The 20,403-nt window shown below is 43.4% G+C and carries 20 protein-coding genes; 13 read left to right on the forward strand and 7 right to left on the reverse strand.

All coding sequences use genetic code 11. From position 1 onward, the window contains the following. Positions 1 to 50: 50 nt before the first annotated feature. The 6 genes from hisF to M9189_RS02430 form a co-directional block, all read right to left on the reverse strand. The gene (gene hisF, locus M9189_RS02405; RefSeq protein WP_250724344.1) at positions 51 to 809 is read right to left on the reverse strand and encodes an imidazole glycerol phosphate synthase subunit HisF; all 759 of its coding nucleotides are present in this window, start codon (positions 807 to 809) and stop codon (positions 51 to 53) included. A gap of 42 nt (positions 810 to 851) precedes the next feature. Beyond that, a complete protein-coding gene (gene hisA / locus M9189_RS02410) occupies positions 852 to 1,586 on the reverse strand; it encodes a 1-(5-phosphoribosyl)-5-[(5-phosphoribosylamino)methylideneamino]imidazole-4-carboxamide isomerase (protein WP_250724345.1) in 735 nt (244 codons plus the stop codon). A gap of 2 nt (positions 1,587 to 1,588) precedes the next feature. Next, a complete protein-coding gene (hisH, locus tag M9189_RS02415; RefSeq protein WP_250724347.1) occupies positions 1,589 to 2,197 on the reverse strand; it encodes an imidazole glycerol phosphate synthase subunit HisH in 609 nt (202 codons plus the stop codon). A 21-nt stretch (positions 2,198 to 2,218) separates the two neighbouring features. Next, positions 2,219 to 3,088, reverse strand: coding sequence for a formyltetrahydrofolate deformylase (gene purU / locus M9189_RS02420; protein ID WP_250724349.1), 870 nt, complete (start codon positions 3,086 to 3,088; stop codon positions 2,219 to 2,221). Positions 3,089 to 3,160: 72 nt separating this feature from the next. Continuing rightward, a complete protein-coding gene (locus M9189_RS02425; RefSeq protein WP_250724350.1) occupies positions 3,161 to 3,964 on the reverse strand; it encodes an alpha/beta fold hydrolase in 804 nt (267 codons plus the stop codon). Between the two features lie 101 nt (positions 3,965 to 4,065). Next, positions 4,066 to 4,788 carry a pyridoxine 5'-phosphate synthase gene (locus M9189_RS02430; protein ID WP_250724352.1) on the reverse strand — a complete coding sequence of 241 codons (723 nt, stop codon included), beginning with the start codon at positions 4,786 to 4,788 and terminating at the stop codon, positions 4,066 to 4,068. Between the two features lie 122 nt (positions 4,789 to 4,910). Between M9189_RS02430 and M9189_RS02435 the strand changes: the two genes are divergently transcribed. The 10 genes from M9189_RS02435 to murI all read left to right on the forward strand — a co-directional run bounded on the left by M9189_RS02435 (position 4,911) and on the right by murI (position 14,636). Beyond that, positions 4,911 to 5,576 carry a CBS domain-containing protein gene (locus tag M9189_RS02435; protein WP_250724354.1) on the forward strand — a complete coding sequence of 222 codons (666 nt, stop codon included), beginning with the start codon at positions 4,911 to 4,913 and terminating at the stop codon, positions 5,574 to 5,576. 25 nt (positions 5,577 to 5,601) lie between these two features. Next, the gene (locus M9189_RS02440) at positions 5,602 to 7,017 is read left to right on the forward strand and encodes a BamA/TamA family outer membrane protein (protein WP_250724356.1); all 1,416 of its coding nucleotides are present in this window, start codon (positions 5,602 to 5,604) and stop codon (positions 7,015 to 7,017) included. Positions 7,018 to 7,071: 54 nt separating this feature from the next. Further along, positions 7,072 to 7,950, forward strand: a complete 879-nt coding sequence (locus M9189_RS02445) for an NAD kinase (protein WP_250724357.1) — start codon at positions 7,072 to 7,074, stop codon at positions 7,948 to 7,950. Positions 7,951 to 8,012: 62 nt separating this feature from the next. Then, on the forward strand, positions 8,013 to 8,738 hold the full coding sequence (gene porG / locus M9189_RS02450) for a type IX secretion system protein PorG (protein ID WP_250724359.1): 726 nt from the start codon (positions 8,013 to 8,015) through the stop codon (positions 8,736 to 8,738). A gap of 20 nt (positions 8,739 to 8,758) precedes the next feature. Further along, entirely contained in the window at positions 8,759 to 9,508 is a 750-nt protein-coding gene (locus M9189_RS02455) for an isoprenyl transferase (protein ID WP_250724360.1), read from the forward strand. Between the two features lie 2 nt (positions 9,509 to 9,510). Next, on the forward strand, positions 9,511 to 12,060 hold the full coding sequence (gene bamA / locus M9189_RS02460; RefSeq protein ID WP_250724362.1) for an outer membrane protein assembly factor BamA: 2,550 nt from the start codon (positions 9,511 to 9,513) through the stop codon (positions 12,058 to 12,060). A gap of 87 nt (positions 12,061 to 12,147) precedes the next feature. After that, a complete protein-coding gene (locus M9189_RS02465) occupies positions 12,148 to 12,660 on the forward strand; it encodes an OmpH/Skp family outer membrane protein (protein WP_250724364.1) in 513 nt (170 codons plus the stop codon). 23 nt (positions 12,661 to 12,683) lie between these two features. Further along, complete coding sequence (locus tag M9189_RS02470; RefSeq protein WP_250724365.1) at positions 12,684 to 13,190, forward strand: OmpH/Skp family outer membrane protein; 507 nt, start codon at positions 12,684 to 12,686, stop codon at positions 13,188 to 13,190. 33 nt (positions 13,191 to 13,223) lie between these two features. Further along, positions 13,224 to 13,730 carry an OmpH/Skp family outer membrane protein gene (locus M9189_RS02475; RefSeq protein WP_250724366.1) on the forward strand — a complete coding sequence of 169 codons (507 nt, stop codon included), beginning with the start codon at positions 13,224 to 13,226 and terminating at the stop codon, positions 13,728 to 13,730. Between the two features lie 75 nt (positions 13,731 to 13,805). After that, complete coding sequence (gene murI, locus M9189_RS02480; protein ID WP_250724367.1) at positions 13,806 to 14,636, forward strand: glutamate racemase; 831 nt, start codon at positions 13,806 to 13,808, stop codon at positions 14,634 to 14,636. Here murI and M9189_RS02485 read toward each other — a convergent pair whose 3' ends face one another. Continuing rightward, positions 14,637 to 15,152 (reverse strand): gamma carbonic anhydrase family protein, encoded by a 516-nt coding sequence (locus tag M9189_RS02485; protein ID WP_250724368.1) that lies wholly within the window; start codon positions 15,150 to 15,152, stop codon positions 14,637 to 14,639. 334 nt (positions 15,153 to 15,486) lie between these two features. On the opposite strand from M9189_RS02485, the gene M9189_RS02490 reads away from it, so the two are divergent. Genes M9189_RS02490 through M9189_RS02500 form a run of 3 tightly spaced genes read left to right on the forward strand, consistent with a single transcriptional unit; the run spans position 15,487 to position 20,396 of the window. Then, the gene (locus M9189_RS02490; protein ID WP_250724369.1) at positions 15,487 to 17,331 is read left to right on the forward strand and encodes a 2-oxoacid:acceptor oxidoreductase subunit alpha; all 1,845 of its coding nucleotides are present in this window, start codon (positions 15,487 to 15,489) and stop codon (positions 17,329 to 17,331) included. Between the two features lie 4 nt (positions 17,332 to 17,335). Then, on the forward strand, positions 17,336 to 18,352 hold the full coding sequence (locus M9189_RS02495; protein WP_250724370.1) for a 2-oxoacid:ferredoxin oxidoreductase subunit beta: 1,017 nt from the start codon (positions 17,336 to 17,338) through the stop codon (positions 18,350 to 18,352). Positions 18,353 to 18,401: 49 nt separating this feature from the next. Continuing rightward, positions 18,402 to 20,396 carry a putative porin gene (locus tag M9189_RS02500; protein WP_250724371.1) on the forward strand — a complete coding sequence of 665 codons (1,995 nt, stop codon included), beginning with the start codon at positions 18,402 to 18,404 and terminating at the stop codon, positions 20,394 to 20,396. Positions 20,397 to 20,403: the final 7 nt, after the last annotated feature.

A 20,403-nucleotide genomic window follows, 5' to 3' on the forward strand; every position in this document is an offset into this window, starting at 1 on the left:
TTTTTGTAGAAAACTGCACTGCTCAGATTTCTAATGATGCCTGAGCATACCTATCTTATCACAATTCCTTCTGTCCTGAGGTAGTCCTTGAGTACCGGTATGGGTATCTCATTAAAGTGGAATACACTTGCTGCAAGAGCCGCATCTGCTTTTCCCTCTATAAAGGCATCTCTGAAATGCTCCATCTTGCCTGCACCACCTGAGGCTATTATAGGTATGGACAGAGACTCGCTTAGTATTGCCAGTTCCTCGTTGGCAAAACCTTCTTTTACACCATCATGATCCATACTTGTAAAAAGTATCTCTCCGGCACCGCGCTCCTGGGCCTCGGTGGCCCAGGTAAACAACTTCTTCTCCGTAAAGATTCGTCCTCCGTTTACTGTTACAGTCCACTCACCGGTGTTGACTTCTTTTTTTGCGTCAATGGCAACTACGACAAACTGGCTTCCAAAGCCCCGCGACATATCGTCTATCAGCCTGGGATTGCGTACAGCTGCAGAGTTGAGGCTGATCTTGTCGGCTCCTGCATTCAGCAGGGCGTCGGCATCTTGCAGAGTGCTGATGCCACCTCCAACAGTAAAGGGGATATTGATATGCCGTGCAATTCGTCTTACAAGGTCTATAAGGGTCTTTCTGCCCTCGTGTGAGGCAGTTATATCGAGAAATACAAGTTCGTCAGCCCCCTGTTCGGCATATGCCTGCGCCAGTTCGACAGGATCGCCCACAGACCGCAGGTCCAGAAATCTAACCCCCTTGACGGTCATTCCATCCTTGATGTCGAGACAGGGAATAATCCTTTTTGCAAGCATTAATTTCTTGTTTTGGGTTATAAAGCTAAACTAAAAAAACGATTAACGTAGTCTTTTTTCGAGGTCGCTAAGAGTAATACGTCCTTCATAGATGGCCTTGCCAAAGATTACACCTGGTACACCTGCCTCTTCCAACTCATCTATGTCCTTCATGCTGCTTACACCACCGCTTGCGATAAGATACAGCTCAGGGAAGCTGTCAAGCATGCTTTTGTACAGGTCTGTGGCAGGCCCTTCAAGCATCCCGTCCTTACTAATATCTGTACAGATGGTCTTGCTGACGCCCTTGCTGATATAACCACCCAGGAAGTCAAAGAGTTCGAGTCCCGATGTCTCGGTCCAGCCCGAAACAGCAATCTTCCCTTCTTTTACATCTGAACCCAGAATAATCCTGTCAGGACCATACTTATCTATCCATGAGGAAAACTCTTCAGGATTCTTGACGGCAATGCTGCCTCCGGTAACCATCCGTGCACCACATTCAAAGGCTATCCTAAGGTCTTCGCTGCTTTTCAGTCCACCACCAAAATCGATAACAAGGGAGGTTTTGGAGGCTAAAGCCTCCAAAACTCTATGATTGATAATCCTGCCGGCCTTTGCGCCGTCAAGATCTACAAGGTGTAGTCGTTTGATACCGTGGTTTTCAAAACTGAGAGCCACCTCTAGCGGGTCTTCGTTGTATATTTTTTTTGTGCTGTAATCCCCTTTGCTAAGTCTTACGCATTTCCCCTCAATCAGGTCTATTGCGGGGATCAGTTCTATTCTTGTCGACTGCATATTTACAGTTTTATGAAACGCTCGAAAATTCGCTGACCGACTGTACCACTCTTCTCGGGGTGAAACTGGGTGGCAAAGAAGTTGTCCCGCTGCATGGCCGAGCTGAAGGGATTGATATAAATGGTTGTAGCTGAGGTATTGTCGCCAATGGGCACATAGTAGCTGTGCACAAAATAGACATACTCACCTTCCATAGATGCATCAAACAGGTCTCCTTTCAAGTCGAAGATCCTGTTCCAACCCATGTGTGGAATCTTTAGATTGTCAGGGTTGGGTGTGGGAAGCTGAAAGCGTACTACTGGCTGGTCGAAGATATTCAGACATTCTGCATCGCCCTCTTCACTGCGGCTACCCATCAGCTGCATACCAAGACATATTCCCAGAACAGGTTGTTTGAGTTCCCTGATAAGATCCGACAACAGGGTCTCATTGAGGTGGGTCATTGTAGTACTTGCTTCCCCAACCCCGGGAAAGATCACCTTGTCGGCCTTTCTTATCCTGTCCGGATCGCCTGTAATTTCTGCTTCAATGTCGAGGCGCAAGAGCGCATTCTTGACAGAGCGGATATTACCTGCGTTGTACCTTATTATTACAATGTCTTGTTTAGCCATGGGTAAAGCTTTGCTAGCTTATCACTCAAAGAGGACTGTTTTATTTTTGTAAACCAGGGTCTTGCGGTTGAGGTGAGCCATGATAGCTCTTGATAGCACTATCTTTTCGAGGTCACGTCCTTTCTGTATAATTCTCTCAACGCTGTCGTGGTGGGTTATGCGCACCACATCCTGCTCTATAATTGGGCCTGCATCCAGTTCGCTTGTCACATAGTGGGCAGTTGCACCGATAATCTTTACTCCCCTGGCATGAGCCGCATGGTATGGCTTTGCACCAATAAAGGCCGGAAGAAATGAGTGGTGGATGTTGATGATTCTTTCCGGATAACGGTCAGCAAAGTCCTGCGACAACACCTGCATATAGCGGGCAAGTACCAGAAAGTCAACTTTGTGTTCCTCGAGTATCTCTAATTCCTTCTTTTCCTGTTCTGCCTTGGTTTCAGGAGTTATTGGAATATGTACGAACTTGATACCAAATTTATTTACTACTTCTTCCAGGTCCTTATGATTACTTATGACTACCGGGATTTCAACCTTCATCTCACCACTTTGGTAGCGTGACAGGATGTCGTACAGGCAGTGTGAAAGCTTACTTACAAAAAGCCCCATGCGTGGGGTGTAGTCAGAGAAATGAAGTTTCCATTCCATGTTGCAGGGAGTGGCGATAGCAAACTGAAAAGCAGGTGCTATGTCTTCCCGTTTGATTTCGAAGTCGTGAAGCTCCCATTCCACCCTCATAAAAAAACGCCCCTCGTCACGATCTGTATGCTGATCAAGTGCTACAATGTTACCATTATTACGATGGATAAAGTCTGTAATCCTTGCTACCAAACCCTTTTGGTCGGGACAGTGAATGCGTATTATTGCAGTCTCGCTATGAGATTTCTTCATTGTTTATATTCTGAATTGATTACAAAATTAGCAAAAATATTCTGAGCTGTAAGTTTTAAGCCTCTTAATCTTTCAGTCTATATGATACAACAAGGTGCTCAGAAATAGTTCGGGTTGGTCTACATGCACCCAATGCCCTGCTCCAGGTATGGTTACGATTTGTGAGCCGGGAAACAGCCGGTTGATAATCAGGGAGTCGCCTTCTTCTACATAGCGTGAGTCACCTCCGATTATAAAGACTGTGGGCAGACCTTTAACAGCATTTTCAGGTCCGATGCCCGAAAATCCATCCATGATTTCATCAAAGTTTCTTGCAATGGCTTCTATATTGAGTTGCCAGTAAAATTTGCCACTGTTGTCGCGTTTTACGTTTTTAAGCAAGAACTGCCTGAGTGAAGGAGACTTAAAATGGTGAGCCAGTTCCAGATCAATATCCTTCCTGTCATCAAATCTCTCAGGATGCAGATTGAGTAAGGTATCTACGATTCTGGGATGATCCGTGGCTTCACCACCACGTCCCGTCTTACCGATATAACTCTTGGGGGCAATGTCGATAACTACCAGTTTGCTGAGCAACTCAGGATGCTTCATTGCAAAGCGCATTGCAACCTTTCCACCCATTGAATGACCGGCCAGAATAAACTTGCAATCAATTCTTTTGATGAGTGTCTCGTAAAGGTCGTCGGCCATCAGTTCAAAGTCCTGCCTGTCGCTGTGTGGACTCTGTCCGTGATTACGCAGATCGGGCAGGATAACCCTGAATTTGTGCCCCAGCTTTTGGGCAATAGACATCCAGTTGTCAGAAGAGCCGTATAGTCCGTGTACTATTACCAAAGTATCCTTCCCGCTTCCGGTTTCCCTGCAAAAAAGTTCCATAACGTCGTTTATTTTATTATCCTTGTTATACAAAAGTCTGAACAGGATTACCCAAACCGCATAATACTCAGACAGCCCCTCGGGGGGCTGTCTGTCTTCTGTTATTTTTCTTTGACCAGTTGTTCTTTATATAGTCGTATTGTTTTTTCCAGCCCGAAATATAGTGCATCCGCAATAAGGGCATGTCCTATTGAGACTTCCTTTAAGAAGGGGATACGTTCATTGAAGTATTTCAGGTTTTCAAGGCTGAGGTCGTGTCCTGCATTTACCATCAGTCCGGCTTTAACAGCAGCATTGGCAGCCTCGACAAAGGGCTCTATTGCCTTTTCCCGGTCTTTGGCATAATTGGAGGCGTAGGGTTCGGTGTATAACTCTACCCTGTCAGTATTTGTCTTGGCAGCATACAGAATATGCTCCAGGTCGGTTCCTATAAATATAGATGTGCGGATTCCTGCTTCCTTCAGTTCCCCAATTATGTCCTGAAGAAATGACAGGTGCAGTTTGGTATCCCACCCTGCACTGGATGTCAGTGCTTCAGGTGGATCTGGCACCAACGTCACCTGATGAGGCTTGACATTTTTGACAAGCTCCATAAACTCAGGTGAGGGATAACCTTCTATATTAAATTCCGTCCTGATGACAGGGCGCAAGTCAAATACATCCCGGCGACGTATGTGTCGCTCGTCGGGACGCGGGTGAACGGTAATTCCGTCAGCCCCAAAGTCCTGCGCATCAATTGCTACCCGGACCACATTTGGAATACTTCCACCCCTGGAATTGCGCAAAGTTGCAACTTTATTAATGTTTACACTTAATTTTGTCATTTTCGGTATTTTATTTGTAAGGAAACAGAATAGAAGGTTAAATTGTTAGATATTTCGTATGGCTTATTAACAAATGATAAGCCACAAAGTTAAAAAAAAAGTAGTTCCTTTATAACTGTTTTATGCTGGCAAAAGATCTGATATCCGATGTAATCCCGGCCTTAAGGACTTCCGATACGGGAATGCAGACGCTCAACTGGATGGAAGCCTTCAGAGTGTCCCACTTGCCTATTGTCAACAATAAGGTATTTCTGGGACTGGTATCGGATTCTGATATATATGATGCAAAAAATACTGAGGAACCTTTGGGCAATTACAGGCTCTCTCTTATTAAGCCGTATGTATATGGTCATCAGCATATTTATGACGTGATTGAGATAGCATCCAGACTTAAGCTGAGTCTGATTCCTGTGCTTGACAGCGATGGAAACTACCTGGGAGCAATTACTTCCCACAACCTGCTACATCATTTCAGTGACTTAATTGCCGCTCATACTCCTGGCGGGATACTACAGATCGAAGTTGGTGTACGCGATTATTCCCTGTCTGAAATAGCCAGGATTGTAGAGGACTGCGACAGCAAGATACTCAGCCTTTACCTTACTCAGAGTCCTGATGGAAGACAACTATATATTACCATTAAGCTCAATCGTACGGATATGTTGCCAATTGTCCGCAGCTTTGAGAGATATGGATATAAGATACGTGCCGAATATGGGGCCGAATTGCATATTGACGAGACTGCCATAAGGAATTATGAGTCGTTGATGAAATACCTTAACGTTTAGGATAATAACTGCAAACTTTTCGTGAATGCCCGGCATATGTGTGATCAGGAGGTTTGGCCTGCTGGCGTTTTTCTTTTTCTGCTCCTTGTTGTCGTTTCTTTATGCTGAACCGCTTGAGCTACAGGACACCAAACTTACTGTACAGGATATAGAGATCAGCGGAAACTACAAAACCAGACAAAAGGTGATTCTTTCAGAGCTTCCCTTTGCTATCGGATCAAGCATTGAAATGATGGATCTGATGGTTGTCACTGAAAGAGCTAAGGAGAATCTGCTCAATACTTCGCTGTTCAACTCTGTAGAGATATCTTTTTATTATCCAGACATTCATTCGGTAGTCTTTACTATAGAAGTCAGCGAACGATGGTATTTATGGGTGTTTCCAATCTTTGAAAATGAAGGGCGTAACTTTAGTGATTTCCTAAGACTTAACGACGGAAGCTTTTTCAATTATGGTCTGTATGTTAAACATGACAACTTCCGGGGTAGAAAGGAGGTACTTAAGCTAAGGGCAGTTACTGGTTACAAGACCCAGCTGGTCTTCGGCTACCGTAATCCGGGTCTGAATAATCAGTCAGGGTGGGGTATTGATGCAGGATGGCTATGGAATGACAGGGTTGCTTACGGGACTGTCGATGACAAACAGGTCTTCCTGAAAACGCTTGGAGACAGGCTGCTTACTACAACTAATGTGACGCTTTCTTATTACTATCGTCACAATCTCGATCACTATCACAGTGTCTTTGCAGGATTTATGAATATCGATGCGGCAGATACCCTGTTGGCTTATAATCCCGATATGCTGCCTTTGCAACAGAGCACTAGTGAGACCATAACTCTTGGCTATAATTATATGTACGACAAGAGGGACTCAAAAATCTATCCCCTGAAGGGGCTGTTTATTGAAGCTGAAATTATCAGGGAGGGCTTTGGGCTTGAATCTGACTACGAAGGTTTTTTCAGGGGTAGGGGAGCCGTAGCCTACCACAACAGGCTTGGAGATAAACTGTACTACAACACAAGGGGTTTTGTATCGTTAGTGGATCTTGATAAGGTTCCGTATATCTTCAGGACAGGCCTTGGATACGAAGAATATCTCAATGGGTTTGAATTCAGAGTTATTGACGGAACTTCCTATGGAGGGCTTCAAAGCAAACTGCTTTATGAACTAATCCCCAGAAAGGATATAAGGCTGAAATGGATGCCCCTTGAGCAGTTCTCTCATTTCCATTATGCCTTCTACATTAAACTCCACTTTGATGCAGGCTATGTTTACAACAACTTCGAGCAGGATGTTAACAGGATGGCCAACGAACTGTTGCTTGGCTATGGTGTTGGTATTGATATGCTTACTTTTTACGATAAAGTTTTGAGTCTGAACTATTCTTTTAATAATTTCGCCGAACACGGGTTTTACTTTCACTTTAACCTGACACTATAGTTTGTTTGGAAAATCCGGTATGTTTTTATCTGAATAAAACCTAAAAGTCCTGTCATGCGCATTGCCATTTTTGGTAAACAATTTGATCCTGCCTTTGATGAATATTGCCTGGCCCTGTTTAGGCATCTGTCACTGACAGGTGCAGGGATATGTATCTACAAGCCCTTCTATGAGTTTGTTAGCGGGATCCCTAGTATTAAGCTGAATCCAGATAGCGTGTTTAAAGATCATGCTGATTTACCCGAGTGCGACATGCTGTTTTCTATCGGTGGTGACGGGACCTTTCTCGATGCTGTAACCATAGTACGCGATCGTCCTATCCCCATCGTTGGAATAAACAGCGGAAGACTTGGTTTTCTTGCAGATGTTTCGAAGGATGAACTTCCAAGTGCTCTGAATGACATTTTTGAGGGACATTACAAGGTAAGGCAACTTGACTTGCTCAAGTTGGATACACATATTCCTGCTTTTGGTGAGTTGGACTTTGCTCTTAATGAATTTGCAGTTGCCAAACGTGATAGTTCGTCGATGATTACTATTCACGCTAATCTTAACGGAGATTATCTTAACTCATACTGGGCTGACGGGTTGATTATAGCAACAGCTACCGGTTCCACAGCCTATTCTCTTAGTGTTGGTGGACCAATTATGCACCCGGCCTCCAAGAATCTGATTATAAATCCTATTGCTCCACACAACCTTACAGTAAGACCACTAGTAGTACCCAATGACTTTGACCTTACTTTAAGGGTTGAAAGTCGTGGGGGTAGCTACCTGGTATCACTTGATTCAAGGAGCTGTATACTTGAAGAATCTATAGAACTTAAGATACGTAAGGCTGATTTCTCTGTTTCCGTAATTGAGAGAAATGGTAAAACCTTTTACTCCACCCTTAGGTCCAAATTGATGTGGGGCGCTGACAGACGTAACTGATATGAAGCAATATTTGATGCTTTTGGACGTTTTATCGTGACGTGCCATTAACACCAATTCAGATGTCGAAATTGAAGTCACTCCTTGCGCTAGCCGTACTTGTATTGTTGCCTGCTTCGACACTTAATTCCCAATGGAAGGTAGAAGCCGGACCCTATATTGGCATCTCCTGGTATAACGGGGATCTCAATCCCTCAAAGCAGTTTTATAATATCCATCCCGCATTTGGCGGACTGCTCAGATATGTTTTCAACGATCGTCTGGCATTAAGAGGAAATGTACTAATTGCTGGAGTGAGCGGTGAGTATCCCGCCAAAGATGTGTATCTGCCTGAAAATAATCCTGACAACTACAGTTTCAAGCGTGACCTGCTCGACATAGCCATGCTTTTTGAAATCAACCTTTTTTCGTTCGACAATCCCAGTTTAAAGAAGTCTGCCTTCACTCCCTATATGGCATTTGGAGTTGGTTCAGTATTTTATGAAAGATACACAGAAGATAATGGTAGTCACAATGAAAAACCGAGTTTTGTATTATCTTTGCCTTTCGGTGCCGGAGTGAAATGGAAGGCAGGAGACCGGCTAAACCTTGGTGCGGAATGGACTTTGCGTAAGATCTTTGCTGATGATCTGGATGTTGTTGGCTTCGACAATTCGATAGACGGATCCAACCCCATTGGCTTCAGTAATACCACTATCACGCATAATAATGACTGGTGTTCGGTTTTTGGGGTTTATGCTACCTTCACTATTTTGGGCAGACGCGATAAGTGTCGCGATGGATTTTAAGAATATGTAATCAGGCAGTTATGTCAGTCAAAGAGCTATTGATACCTGAAAAGTTACCGCGACATGTAGCAGTAATAATGGATGGTAATGGGCGTTGGGCAAAGCAGCGGGGCTCGGCACGTGTTTTTGGACATAAGAACGGGGTCAAGGCAGTAAGGGAGGTAACTGAAGCTTCTGCCGAATTGGGCCTCGGCTACCTTACACTATATGCATTTTCTACAGAAAACTGGGCCAGACCCAAGCATGAGGTTGATGCTCTGATGTCCCTGTTGGTATCTACTATAGCCTCGGAGACAGAGACCCTGATGAAAAACAATGTCAGACTCCGTGTCATTGGTTGTACAGAAAGCTTGCCTGGTAACGTACAGGATCAACTTCTAAAATGTATTGAAAAAACTTCATCCAATACAGGGCTGACATTGGTTTTGGCCCTGAGCTACAGTGCACGCTGGGAAATTGTAGAAGCTGTGAAGAAGATTGCAGGTGATGTTGGCAATGGGAAACTTGATGTTGAAAATATTGATAGCAATGTTTTCAGTCGCTATCTGGATACAGCCGACATGCCTGACCCTGAACTTCTTATCAGGACCAGTGGTGAATACAGGATAAGTAATTTCCTGTTGTGGCAAATTGCATATTCAGAATTATACTTTTCCAACATATTATGGCCTGATTTTCGCAAGGAACATTTTTATGAGGCTCTTTTAGATTATCAGAAGCGCGAGCGCCGCTTTGGGAAAACCAGTGACCAGTTAATTTTAAAACAATAGAAATGTTGCAAAGAATATCGCTTCTTTTTGTACTTACTGTTATTAGTCTTAGTTTATTCGGACAGGAAAACTTACCTGAGATATCTTATACGGCAAAGCCACGTAAATATGTAGTTGCTGCAATTGATGTAGTTGGTGAGCTTAATAATGACCCAAAAATTCTTGCCAACCTTTCAGGTTTGCGTGTTGGACAGGAAGTTACAATTCCTGGTGACGATATCACAGCAGCAATTAAGAAATACTGGGATTACGGTCTTTTTTCTGATGTCAAGATTTATGCAAAGAAGATAGAGGGACGTGATGTCTATCTTGAGATCTTCCTTCAGGAGCGTCCCAGACTGTCTATGTTGAACTATCATGGATTAAAGAAGGCTGAAATAGAAGCGGTAGATGAAAAGGTTGCCATGATCAAGGGTAGCCAGGTAACACCATATCTTCTCAGAAGAGCTGAGAAGTTCATCAAGGACCATTTTGTTGACAAGGGCTTTTACAATACTGAGGTTAACATTGTTCAACGTGACGATACTTCCAGAGTCAACCATGTGATACTTGACGTGTATGTTGACAAGAAAGAAAAAGTAAAGATCAGTTCTCTGGTTTTTGAAGGTAATGAAGCCCTAACAGAAGGCCAGCTGAACAGGTATATGAAAAAGACTAACGAGAGGCGTAAGATAAAGAACTTCTTCAGGACAAAGAAGTTTGTTGAAGAAAACTACCGCGCTGACCTCGACAAGATTATTGAAAAGTACAACGAGAAGGGTTATAGGGATGCTTATATAGTTTATGACTCTATTAGCAGGAATGATGATAATACTTTAAATATTAAGATTAGGGTAGAAGAAGGTAATCAGTATTATTTCGGTAATATCACCTGGGTTGGTAATACTATTTATCCAAGTGAATATCTTAGCTTCCTGCTTCGTATCCGAAAGGGAGATGTTTTCAACCAGACTTTGCTTGACGAACGTTTGTTTACAGATGATGATGCTGTACAGAACGAGTATCTCAACAATGGATACCTGTTTAGCCGCATTATTCCTGTTGATCTTAAAATTTACAATGATACTGTGGATCTGGAGATGAGAATATATGAAGGTGAACAGGCAACCATCAACAGAGTAATTATCAATGGTAACACAAAAACCCACGAGCATGTGGTGCGTCGTGAACTGCGTGTAAAGCCGGGTGAGCTTTTCAATAAGGCTGCTATCGTACGTACTGTAAGGGAGCTTGCTCAGTTGGGACACTTCGACCCTGAAAAGATCAATCCTGTTCCAATTCCAGATCAGGACAAGGGAACTGTTGACATAGAGTTTAATCTTGAAGAAAAACCAAATGACCAGATAGAACTTTCAGGAGGTTGGGGTGCCGGTATGTTTGTTGGAACTCTTGGCCTTTCCTTTAGCAACTTTTCGGTAAGAAATATAACAAACCTGGATGCATGGAAACCTCTGCCTTCAGGTGATGGTCAGACTCTAGGGCTTAGAGCTCAAACCAATGGTAAGTATTATCAGGCCTATAGCATCAATTTTGTTGAACCATGGCTTGGTGGTAAGAAACCTAATTCACTTAGTGTTTCATTGTATTACACACTACAGACAGGTATCAGTAGCCGTTATGGATACTATGGATATGGTTACTATGATCCTTATTCATACAAAGGTGATGACTCCCGCCATATTAAGGTACTAGGTGCCTCGTTGGGTCTTGGACGTCGTCTTACCTGGCCGGATGACTGGTTTACGCTTTACAACGAATTGAGTTATCGTCAGTATGACCTTAAGGATTGGTCCTTTATTGGTAACTTCAGAAACGGAAAGTCTCACAGTATTTATCTGAAGACTATCCTTTCAAGAAATTCAATTGACAACCCGTTGTATACCCGTTCCGGATCCTCATTTTCTCTTGGAGTTGAGTTGACTCCACCTTATTCATCATTTACAGGTAAGGATTACTCCTCAATAACCGATGAGCAGGAACTGTATGAATTTATTGAATACCATAAATGGACATTCAAAGGAGCAATGTTCAAACCGCTTGACAGGGCTAACAAGTTTGTTGTAATGAGCAAGATTGAAGGTGGATTCCTGGGATATTACAATGACTACCTTAAGTCTCCTTTTGAGAAGTTTACTCTTGGAGGTGACGGAATGAGCGGTTACAGTATGTATGGTAGTGAAACAGTTGGCCTTAGAGGATATGAGAACAACTCACTGACACCGTATAGTTTTTACGAGGTTGATGGAGAAAGGTACTCTATGGCAGATGGTAATATGTATACAAAGCTGACAATGGAGCTTAGATATCCCTTTACATTGCAACCATCTGCAACAGTATATGGTCTGATGTTCCTTGAAGCAGGAAATGCATGGTCGGATTTTAAGGGTTATAACCCATTTCAGATGTATCGTTCAGCCGGTCTTGGTGTGAGAATCTTCCTGCCCATGTTTGGTCTGCTTGGTATAGACTGGGGTTACGGATTTGACACTGTCCCGGGTCGTCCGGAAGCTGCAGGAAGTAATTTCCACTTTGTTATGGGACAGAGCTTTTAAAGTTTGATGCTTATCTTGTAAATTGTGGTTCGATTTTTGGATAAGCTTATAAGAGCCGTTTGGCATATTTATTTAAAACTTATTGCTATGAAAAAAACAGTATTATTTTTGCTATTGGGTTTGTTCGGCATTCAGGCTGCAGTTAATTCCCAACGATATGCATTTGTCGATACTGAATACATCCTCAGGAATATTCCGGCATTTCAGGCTGCTCAGGAACAATTGAATCAGTTGTCAGGTCAATGGCAGGCAGAGATAGACAAGATATACCGGGTTGTTGCAGATATGTACAAGAATTACCAGACTGAAAGTGTGTACCTTTCTAACGATATGAGAGTGGCCCGTGAAGAGGCAATTATTGCAAGAGAAAGGGAAGCCAGAGAGCTTCAGCAAAAGTATTTTGGACAGGAAGGAGAACTGGCCAAGAGGCAGGAAGCTTTGTTCAGACCTATTCAGGATCAGGTAACAGCAGTTATCAGAGAGCTAGCAAGAGAAGAAGGGCTTGCTGCAGTATTTGACAAGAGCAATGGTGTGCTTTATCTCGATCCGGCGCAGGACCGTAGTGATAAAGTCCTGGAACGCCTGGGACACAGAAAATAATTGTAAATAAATAAATGATTCAGATGCGAAAAATCATTCTAAGCGCATTGGTATTTGTCGGCTTTGCGGCCGCAGCTTTTGCGCAGGCTCCCAAATTTGGTCACATCAGTGTTGCGGATGTAGTGCTGCAGATGCCTGAGTACAAGAATATTTCAACAGTGATGGAGGGAGAGACCAAGAAATTTGAGGACCAGCTGGTTGTTATGAGAGAAGAGCTGCAAAAGATAGAGCTTGAATATGAGAAAAACTTTGAGACTTATTCGGACGCTCAGCGTGCTGCAAAGGAAGAAGAGTATATGAATATGCAGCAAAGGATTCAGGAATTCTTTGTAAATGCTCAGCAGACACTTCAACAAAAGCAGAACGAGTTACAGGTGCCGGTTCTTGAAAGTTTCAGAAAGGCAGTTGAGGCTGTGGGTGAGGAAAACGGTTTCCTTTACATCTTTGAAATCAACTCAGGTCTGACACTTTTCAATTCTTCACAAAGTGTAGATGTCACTCCACTTGTAAAGGCAAAACTCGGGATTTAATTTTAATAGGTGAATACTTAATAATTACATGATATGAGATTTATTAAAACTATTGCAATCGCTTGCTTATTGCTTATCACGTCAGCGATTACCGCTCAGGAACTAAAATTCGGGCATGTCAATGTTCAGGAACTTATTATGGAGCTACCTGACAAGAAAGATGCTGACACTAAGTTGCAAGCTGAAGCTCAGATTTTGCAGGATAGGTTGAAGGTGATGAGTGAGGAGCATGAAAAGAAATACCGTGACTATATTGCCCAGAGAGAGACAATGCCTGAGCTGATCCGCACAACCATGGAAAAGGAAATTCAGGATATTGAACAACGTCTGCAAAATTATCAACTAATGGCTCAGCAAACTTTGCAGAAGAAGGAGCAGGAGCTTTATCAGCCCATTCTTGAGAAAGTACAGCGTGCTATTGATGCAGTTGGACAGGAACAAGGACTGATTTATATCTTTGACATCAGTTCACAGGTTGTCCTTTATCACTCTGAAAAGAGTCTGGACTGCGGTCCTCTTGTTAAGGCAAAACTGAAGTAGTATTTGCCCAAGGCATATTTGATAACAAAAGAAAAGCCGGTAACCACCGGCTTTTCTTCCTATTATAGATAAGAGATGCGAGGTACCGGTCCCATAGGGGTGTTTGATTCGGGATATGGAGGTCTTACCATCCTTAAGGAATTGCTTGATGCATTTCCCAGTAATGACTTTGTCTATTTTGGCGATAATGCCAGATCACCTTATGGTAGCCGTTCTTTTGATGTTGTGTACAACTACACTCTGGAAGCAGTCAGGAAATTATTCGCCATGGGAGCACCCCTTGTGATACTGGCCTGCAATACAGCATCAGCAAAAGCATTGCGTACTATTCAACAGAAGGATCTGCCCCAAATGGATCCTGAAAGGAGAGTGCTTGGAGTAATACGCCCAAGTGTTGAAAGCGTAGGTTCTGATCCTGCAAGCAAGAATGTTGCTATACTTGGTACAACAGGCACTGTGCTGTCTGAGTCCTATCCCCTTGAATTTAAGAAACTATTCCCCCATATCAAGGTCGTACAGCAGTCCTGTCCAATGTGGGCTCCTCTTGTTGAAAACGGAGAGACTGATTCTGAAGGAGCACGCTATTTTGTAAAGAGAGATATTGATCGTCTTTTCTCTACTGCACCGCAAACGGATACCGTTATTCTGGCGTGTACGCACTACCCCTTACTTATGCCTCTGGTAAAGCAATCTCTGCCGCCGGGTGTAAAAATAGTGGCTCAGGGTCCTATTGTTGCTTCTAGTCTAGTGGATTATCTTAAGCGCCACCCTGAGATGAATCAGAGATTATCACGGGGCGGCACTGTGAGATTCTTTACTACCGAGTATCCCGAACGCTTCAACCAGTCAGCATCCCTGTTTATGGGCAATCCGGTAAATGCCGAGCATATAGACCCGGAACTTTGATTACTTCTTATACCAGCTGGCGTACATCAGATAGTTGTTTGCTATCTTGTTGATCATCTCAGCTGTCTGATGCGGTTCTATATCCTTTACCTTCTTAGCAGGTACTCCGGCATATACACTGTTGGGTTCTACTATAGTATTGCTTAGCACCAGTGCGTTTGCAGCAATTATAGAGTTGCTGCCGATAACTGCATGGTCAAGTACGGTTGCTCCAATACCTATCAATACATTATCTTCAATCTTGGCTCCATGAATCACTGCATTATGGCCAATGGATACATTGTTGCCTATCTCAATAACCGACTTTTGATAGAGAGTGTGCAGTACGGCACCATCCTGTATGTTGACCTTGTTGCCTACTCTGATTGAATTAACGTCACCACGCAATACTGCATTAAACCAGATGCTGCAGTCATCACCTATTACAACGTCTCCAACTATTGTAGCATTCTCGGCAATAAACACATTCTCACCGATTTTGGGCTCAAAACCCCTTACCTCTTTAATTAACGCCATCTCATTTATTATTTAGGACTACAAAAGTACTAGTCTTTTATAAACTTTTTCTAATTTTCAAAAGGAATGCTCAATATGAATAAATATGTAATTTGGATACATTCTGTATTATGATAATTTCTTGTAGCGCTTGCCAGATATGGCTTGTAGTAAAATAGGCTGGTATTCAGCAATATGCATTGTCCTAAGGGCTGATATTTGTCATGTTTGCTGATGTTTGAACAAATAGCGGTCTTTGTTAAATAGCGATTAATGAGGTATTTTTGCTTACTCTTTGTAAGAGAAATGCGTATTTATATGTCGGTTTTATGGATTGCATAAGATGGAGTGAAAAATGAAAGAAAATTCAAAAGTAGTAGAGGTTGAACGGATATCGGTCCGCTTCTCGGGTGACTCAGGTGATGGAATGCAGTTGTCGGGAACACTGTTTTCACAGGCATCTGCCATGTTTGGTAATGATATTTCAACGTTCCCTGATTTTCCTGCTGATATTAGGGCTCCTCAAGGTACTATTGGAGGTGTCTCAGGTTTTCAGGTGCATTTCGGTAAGGGAGTAAATACTCCGGGTGACAGGACTGATGTGCTTGTAGCCATGAATCCAGCTGCTCTAAAGGCGAATGCAAAATTTATGAAACCAGGTGGGACCATCATTATTGATGAGGATAGCTTTGATGCAAAGGGACTGGAAAAGGCTGGATATAAAACCGATGATCCCTTTGCTGAGGATAAGCTGGATTCATACAAAATCATTAAAGCTCCCATAACTACACTTACAAAGGAAGCTGTCCAGGATCTGGATATTGACAATAAGAGTGCACTGCGTAGCAAGAATATGTTTGCTCTTGGTCTTGTATTCTGGTTGTTCAACCGTCCAATCGAACATACTGAGGATTACATAAAGCGTAAGTTTGGCAAGAAACCAGGAATTATGGAAGCCAACCTTCGTGTTCTTGAAGCAGGGTTTCATTATGGTGACACAATTGAAGCTATTACTCCATCATTTCATGTACTTCCTTCTCAACCCAGGAAAGGCATTTATCGCAATATAAATGGTAATACTGCTGCTGCATGGGGTCTGATTGCAGCCGCAGAAAGAGCAGGAGTTCAGCTCTTCCTTGGTTCCTACCCAATTACTCCTGCAACTGAAATACTTCAGGAGCTGGCAGCCAGAAAGGACCTTGGAGTGAAAGTCTTTCAAGCTGAGGATGAGATAGCAGGTATCTGTAGTGCTATTGGTGCAAGCTATGCAGGTGCTCTTGGAGCAACATCTACATCAGGACCAGGTATGGCACTTAAGACAGAAGCAATAGGTCTTGCAGTAATGACCGAACTTCCCCTTGTTGTAATAAATGTACAACGCGGAGGTCCTTCAACTGGTTTGCCTACCAAGACTGAGCAGTCAGACTTGTATCAGGCATTATTTGGACGTAACGGTGAATGTCCGGTTGTAGTTCTTGCAGCCAGTACTCCGGTCAACTGCTTCGATTTTGCATACTATGCAGCCAAGATTGCTATCGAACATATGGTTCCCGTAATCTTGCTTTCTGACGGATACCTTGCCAATGGTACACAGAGTTGGAGGGTGCCTGAAAAAGAAGATTTCCCGAATATAGAGGTTCCCCATACCAGACAAAGCGCCGGGGAATTCAAACCATATCTGAGAAACGTGGAAAAGCAAAGCCGTGCATGGGTTTGGCCGGGAATGAAAGGATATGAACATCGCGTTGGTGGACTTGAAAAAGATGCTCTTACAGGAGTAATCTCTCATGATCCCGTAAATCACCAGAATATGGTTGGTCTTCGCCAGGAAAAGGTTGACCGTATAGCCAATTTTATCCCTGAACTTGAGGTTCAGGGTGATAAAGACGCCGACCTGCTGGTCGTCGGCTGGGGAGGCACCTATGGACACCTTTCTTCTGCTGTTGATGAACTTTGCAAGGAAGGCAGGAAGCTGGCTTTTGCTCATTTCAACTATATAAGCCCGTTGCCTCGCAATACTGCTGAGGTCTTTGCTAAGTACAAGAAAATAGTGGTTTGTGAACTTAATATGGGGCAATTTGCATCCTGCCTAAGGATGAAACATCCGCAGTACAACTACTATCAGTACAACAAAGTACAGGGTCAGCCATTCACTGTAGAAGAGTTGAAGAGTTGTTTTGTCAAACTTTTGGAAGCATAAGGACATGGAAGAAGAAAGAACATATAGTTTCACAGACTACAAGAATTCGCTTAACGTACGCTGGTGCCCGGGTTGTGGTGACCATGCTATTTTGAATTCAGTGCTCAAGGCAATGGCTGACCTGCAACTCAAGCCCGAGAATGTTGCTGTGATTTCGGGTATTGGCTGCTCCTCACGTTTTACCTATTATATGAACACCTTTGGGTTTCATACAATTCACGGACGTGGTGCTGCTATTGCAACCGGAGTAAAACTTGCAAATCCATCGCTTAGCGTGTGGCACGTTACGGGTGACGGTGATGCCATGGCAATTGGTGGTAACCACTTTATCCATGTTATCCGGAGGAATGTAAATATCAACCTGATACTGTTCAATAACCAGATTTACGGACTTACAAAGGGACAATATTCTCCTACATCTAAGTTTGGTAAGGTCACTAAGTCCTCACCCTACGGTACTATTGAAATGCCATTCAGACCTGGTGAGCTGGCCATTGGTGCTAGGGGACATTTCTTTGCACGAACTATCGACAGGGATCTTAAGCTTTGCGTTGATGTATTCAAGGAAGCTGAGCTGTTTGATGGTACTTCAGTTGTTGAAGTATTGCAAAACTGTGTAATATACAATGACAAGGTTCACGATGAGATTGCAAATAAGGAAGTCAGGGATGATCGTACAATAATACTTGAACATGGCAAGCCAATGATCTTTGGCAAGAACCGTGACAAGGGTCTGATGCTAGACGGTCTCACTCTTAAGGTTGTCAATATTGGGGAAAACGGAATTACCGAGAAGGATCTGCTTGTTCATGATGCTGAGTGCGAGGATAGTACCCTACATATGAAGCTGGCTACTATGGAATATCCGGAGTATCCGGTTGCACTTGGTGTGATACGGCGGGTAAAAGGTCTTGTTTACAACGAAGCCATGGTTGACCAGATAGAAGAAGTCAGGAAGGACAATCCTGTAAAATGCTTCCGGGATCTTGCTGTAAGGGGTGATGTTTGGGAGGTCAGATAGGCAATAGATTTGTATTTCCATTAGGGAAATTTCAATATCTTTGCCTTGCATGAGAACACGCCTGATATTAATATCCGCGCTTTACGCTCTATCCTTTAGCTCTTTTGCTCAGGGGAGGATGTCTTTGCCACAGGAAGGAGAGCCCGGGCAGGAGGAAGGTCAGCGTACCGAACTTGTTCATAAGGTTAGAAACTGGCACCTTGAGGATATGGGTTCGAGGGCAGATACTGTTCCTGTCGACACCCTGTCTCTGGGTTTTCAGGTTCACAATCATGCATACAAAAGGGCCATGTCGAATGTGCAGCTCGGTAATATAGGAGCTGCATGGATGCCGGCTATGGTATCCCAAATGCCGCTATCACGGCATTTTCTCTTTACTGAGAGTTACACCCACGTTTTTACCCAACCGGAAGAGTGGCTTTACTACAATTCTACAACACCTTATACGAATCTTTATTATCAGTACAGCGGTCCTAAGGCCAGGTCTGAGGAGGTGTTGGGGGTGCTCTTCAGTCAAAACGTCAACCGCAAATGGAACGTGGGTTTTAGCTATGACCTCACTTCATCTGTTGGCAAGTACAACGCACAGAAGGTTGATAACCGTAACTTCAGAGTCTTTTCCTCCTATAGTGGCAAGGTCTATGAGATTTACGGAAACTACATTTACAGTAAGGCCGATCATCTTGAAAACGGTGGTATTGTTGACGAGGATCATATCCTGAATCCGGAAAAATACGACTGGGGACGATCTAATAATATACCCGTACAGTTTTATACTGCATCCAACCGGATTGACAATAACAGACTATACATAAGTCAGGCGCTGAAGATTGGAAAAATTGCTGTAAACCAGGGGGAAAGCGGAAAGCGACAGACTCCGCTGGCTACAGTATTGCATTCTCTTGACATTGACAGGAGTCGCAGGCTTCACCGTATTGATGAACTTGCCAGGATGTACAACGAGAGTGAGGGCAACTTCTTTTACAGTAATATCTACGCTGACACAACGATGACCCGCGATTCACTGTATTACACGCGGGTGGCTAATACTGTTCAGCTTAAGTTTAACGAGGAGGCCAATACCCTATTGCGCTTTGGTCTCAGGGCTTTTATCTCTAACGAGATTGAGACTTTCAGGGTACAGAGGCCGCCTGTAGTTACCGGCACTTTTACAACAGCCCCTGAGTATTTGATGGAGAAGCTAAGGTATTCAACAACATTTGTGGGAGGTCAGATATTCAAGAACCTGGGTGAGACATTCAGGTGGAATGCAGGGATGCGTTTTTACTTCCAGGGTTACAGGGTTGGTGATAGTGAGATTACCGGAGCTGCTGAAAGTAGTTTTAGGGTAGGTCGTGATACGGCTTCTGTTTATGCAAATGGAGGAATATATCTTACAAGTCCGTCATATTTTGAGGAGCATTACTATTCTAATCATTTCAGATGGGATAATGATTTTGGAAAGGTTGAGACTATGCGTGTAGCTGGTGGGGTTTCTATTCCTACACGTCGTCTTGAACTTAGTGCCGAGGGCAGATTTATTAATGACTATGTATTCTGGAACAGTGAGGCATTACCTGAGCAGACCAGTTCGTTCATCAGTCTGATTGAGTTTAGGTTGTACAAGCACTTTATCCTGGCACACAGACTACATTCACGCAATACCGTTTTGTACCAGATTAGTTCTCATCAGGAAATAGTTCCCTTGCCTGAATTTTCAGTCTTCAGTTCAAACTACTATGAGAATACTCTTTTCAAAGTATTGCTGTTCCAGTTTGGTTTCGACTTCAGATACAATTCATTATGGTATGCACCGGCCTATATGCCGGCACTAAGCCGCTTTTATGTGCAGAACGAGAGAAAGGTAGGTGACTATCCATACGTGGATTTGTTTCTGAACATGCAACTTAAGAGGGCTCGTATTTTTATCAAGCTCGATCACCTAAGCATGGGTATGACATCCAACCAATATTTCCATACAGTTGGCTATCCAGCAAGCCCGCGTTCACTGCGCTTCGGAGTCTCATGGAACTTCTATGACTAGTTAATGC

Source organism: Xiashengella succiniciproducens, from assembly GCF_023674465.1.
Classification (GTDB): Bacteria; Bacteroidota; Bacteroidia; order Bacteroidales; family Marinilabiliaceae; genus Geofilum; species Geofilum succiniciproducens.

Bases quoted from the DNA above. Each gene is read 5' to 3' on its own strand.
- hisF (WP_250724344.1), bottom strand. From the start codon at position 809: ATGCTTGCAAAAAGGATTATTCCCTGTCTCGACATCAAGGATGGAATG.
- hisA (WP_250724345.1), bottom strand. From the start codon at position 1,586: ATGCAGTCGACAAGAATAGAACTGATCCCCGCAATAGACCTGATTGAG.
- hisH (WP_250724347.1), bottom strand. From the start codon at position 2,197: ATGGCTAAACAAGACATTGTAATAATAAGGTACAACGCAGGTAATATC.
- purU (WP_250724349.1), bottom strand. From the start codon at position 3,088: ATGAAGAAATCTCATAGCGAGACTGCAATAATACGCATTCACTGTCCC.
- M9189_RS02425 (WP_250724350.1), bottom strand. From the start codon at position 3,964: ATGGAACTTTTTTGCAGGGAAACCGGAAGCGGGAAGGATACTTTGGTA.
- M9189_RS02430 (WP_250724352.1), bottom strand. From the start codon at position 4,788: ATGACAAAATTAAGTGTAAACATTAATAAAGTTGCAACTTTGCGCAAT.
- M9189_RS02435 (WP_250724354.1), top strand. From the start codon at position 4,911: ATGCTGGCAAAAGATCTGATATCCGATGTAATCCCGGCCTTAAGGACT.
- M9189_RS02440 (WP_250724356.1), top strand. From the start codon at position 5,602: ATGCCCGGCATATGTGTGATCAGGAGGTTTGGCCTGCTGGCGTTTTTC.
- M9189_RS02445 (WP_250724357.1), top strand. From the start codon at position 7,072: ATGCGCATTGCCATTTTTGGTAAACAATTTGATCCTGCCTTTGATGAA.
- porG (WP_250724359.1), top strand. From the start codon at position 8,013: ATGTCGAAATTGAAGTCACTCCTTGCGCTAGCCGTACTTGTATTGTTG.
- M9189_RS02455 (WP_250724360.1), top strand. From the start codon at position 8,759: ATGTCAGTCAAAGAGCTATTGATACCTGAAAAGTTACCGCGACATGTA.
- bamA (WP_250724362.1), top strand. From the start codon at position 9,511: ATGTTGCAAAGAATATCGCTTCTTTTTGTACTTACTGTTATTAGTCTT.
- M9189_RS02465 (WP_250724364.1), top strand. From the start codon at position 12,148: ATGAAAAAAACAGTATTATTTTTGCTATTGGGTTTGTTCGGCATTCAG.
- M9189_RS02470 (WP_250724365.1), top strand. From the start codon at position 12,684: ATGCGAAAAATCATTCTAAGCGCATTGGTATTTGTCGGCTTTGCGGCC.
- M9189_RS02475 (WP_250724366.1), top strand. From the start codon at position 13,224: ATGAGATTTATTAAAACTATTGCAATCGCTTGCTTATTGCTTATCACG.
- murI (WP_250724367.1), top strand. From the start codon at position 13,806: ATGCGAGGTACCGGTCCCATAGGGGTGTTTGATTCGGGATATGGAGGT.
- M9189_RS02485 (WP_250724368.1), bottom strand. From the start codon at position 15,152: ATGGCGTTAATTAAAGAGGTAAGGGGTTTTGAGCCCAAAATCGGTGAG.
- M9189_RS02490 (WP_250724369.1), top strand. From the start codon at position 15,487: ATGAAAGAAAATTCAAAAGTAGTAGAGGTTGAACGGATATCGGTCCGC.
- M9189_RS02495 (WP_250724370.1), top strand. From the start codon at position 17,336: ATGGAAGAAGAAAGAACATATAGTTTCACAGACTACAAGAATTCGCTT.
- M9189_RS02500 (WP_250724371.1), top strand. From the start codon at position 18,402: ATGAGAACACGCCTGATATTAATATCCGCGCTTTACGCTCTATCCTTT.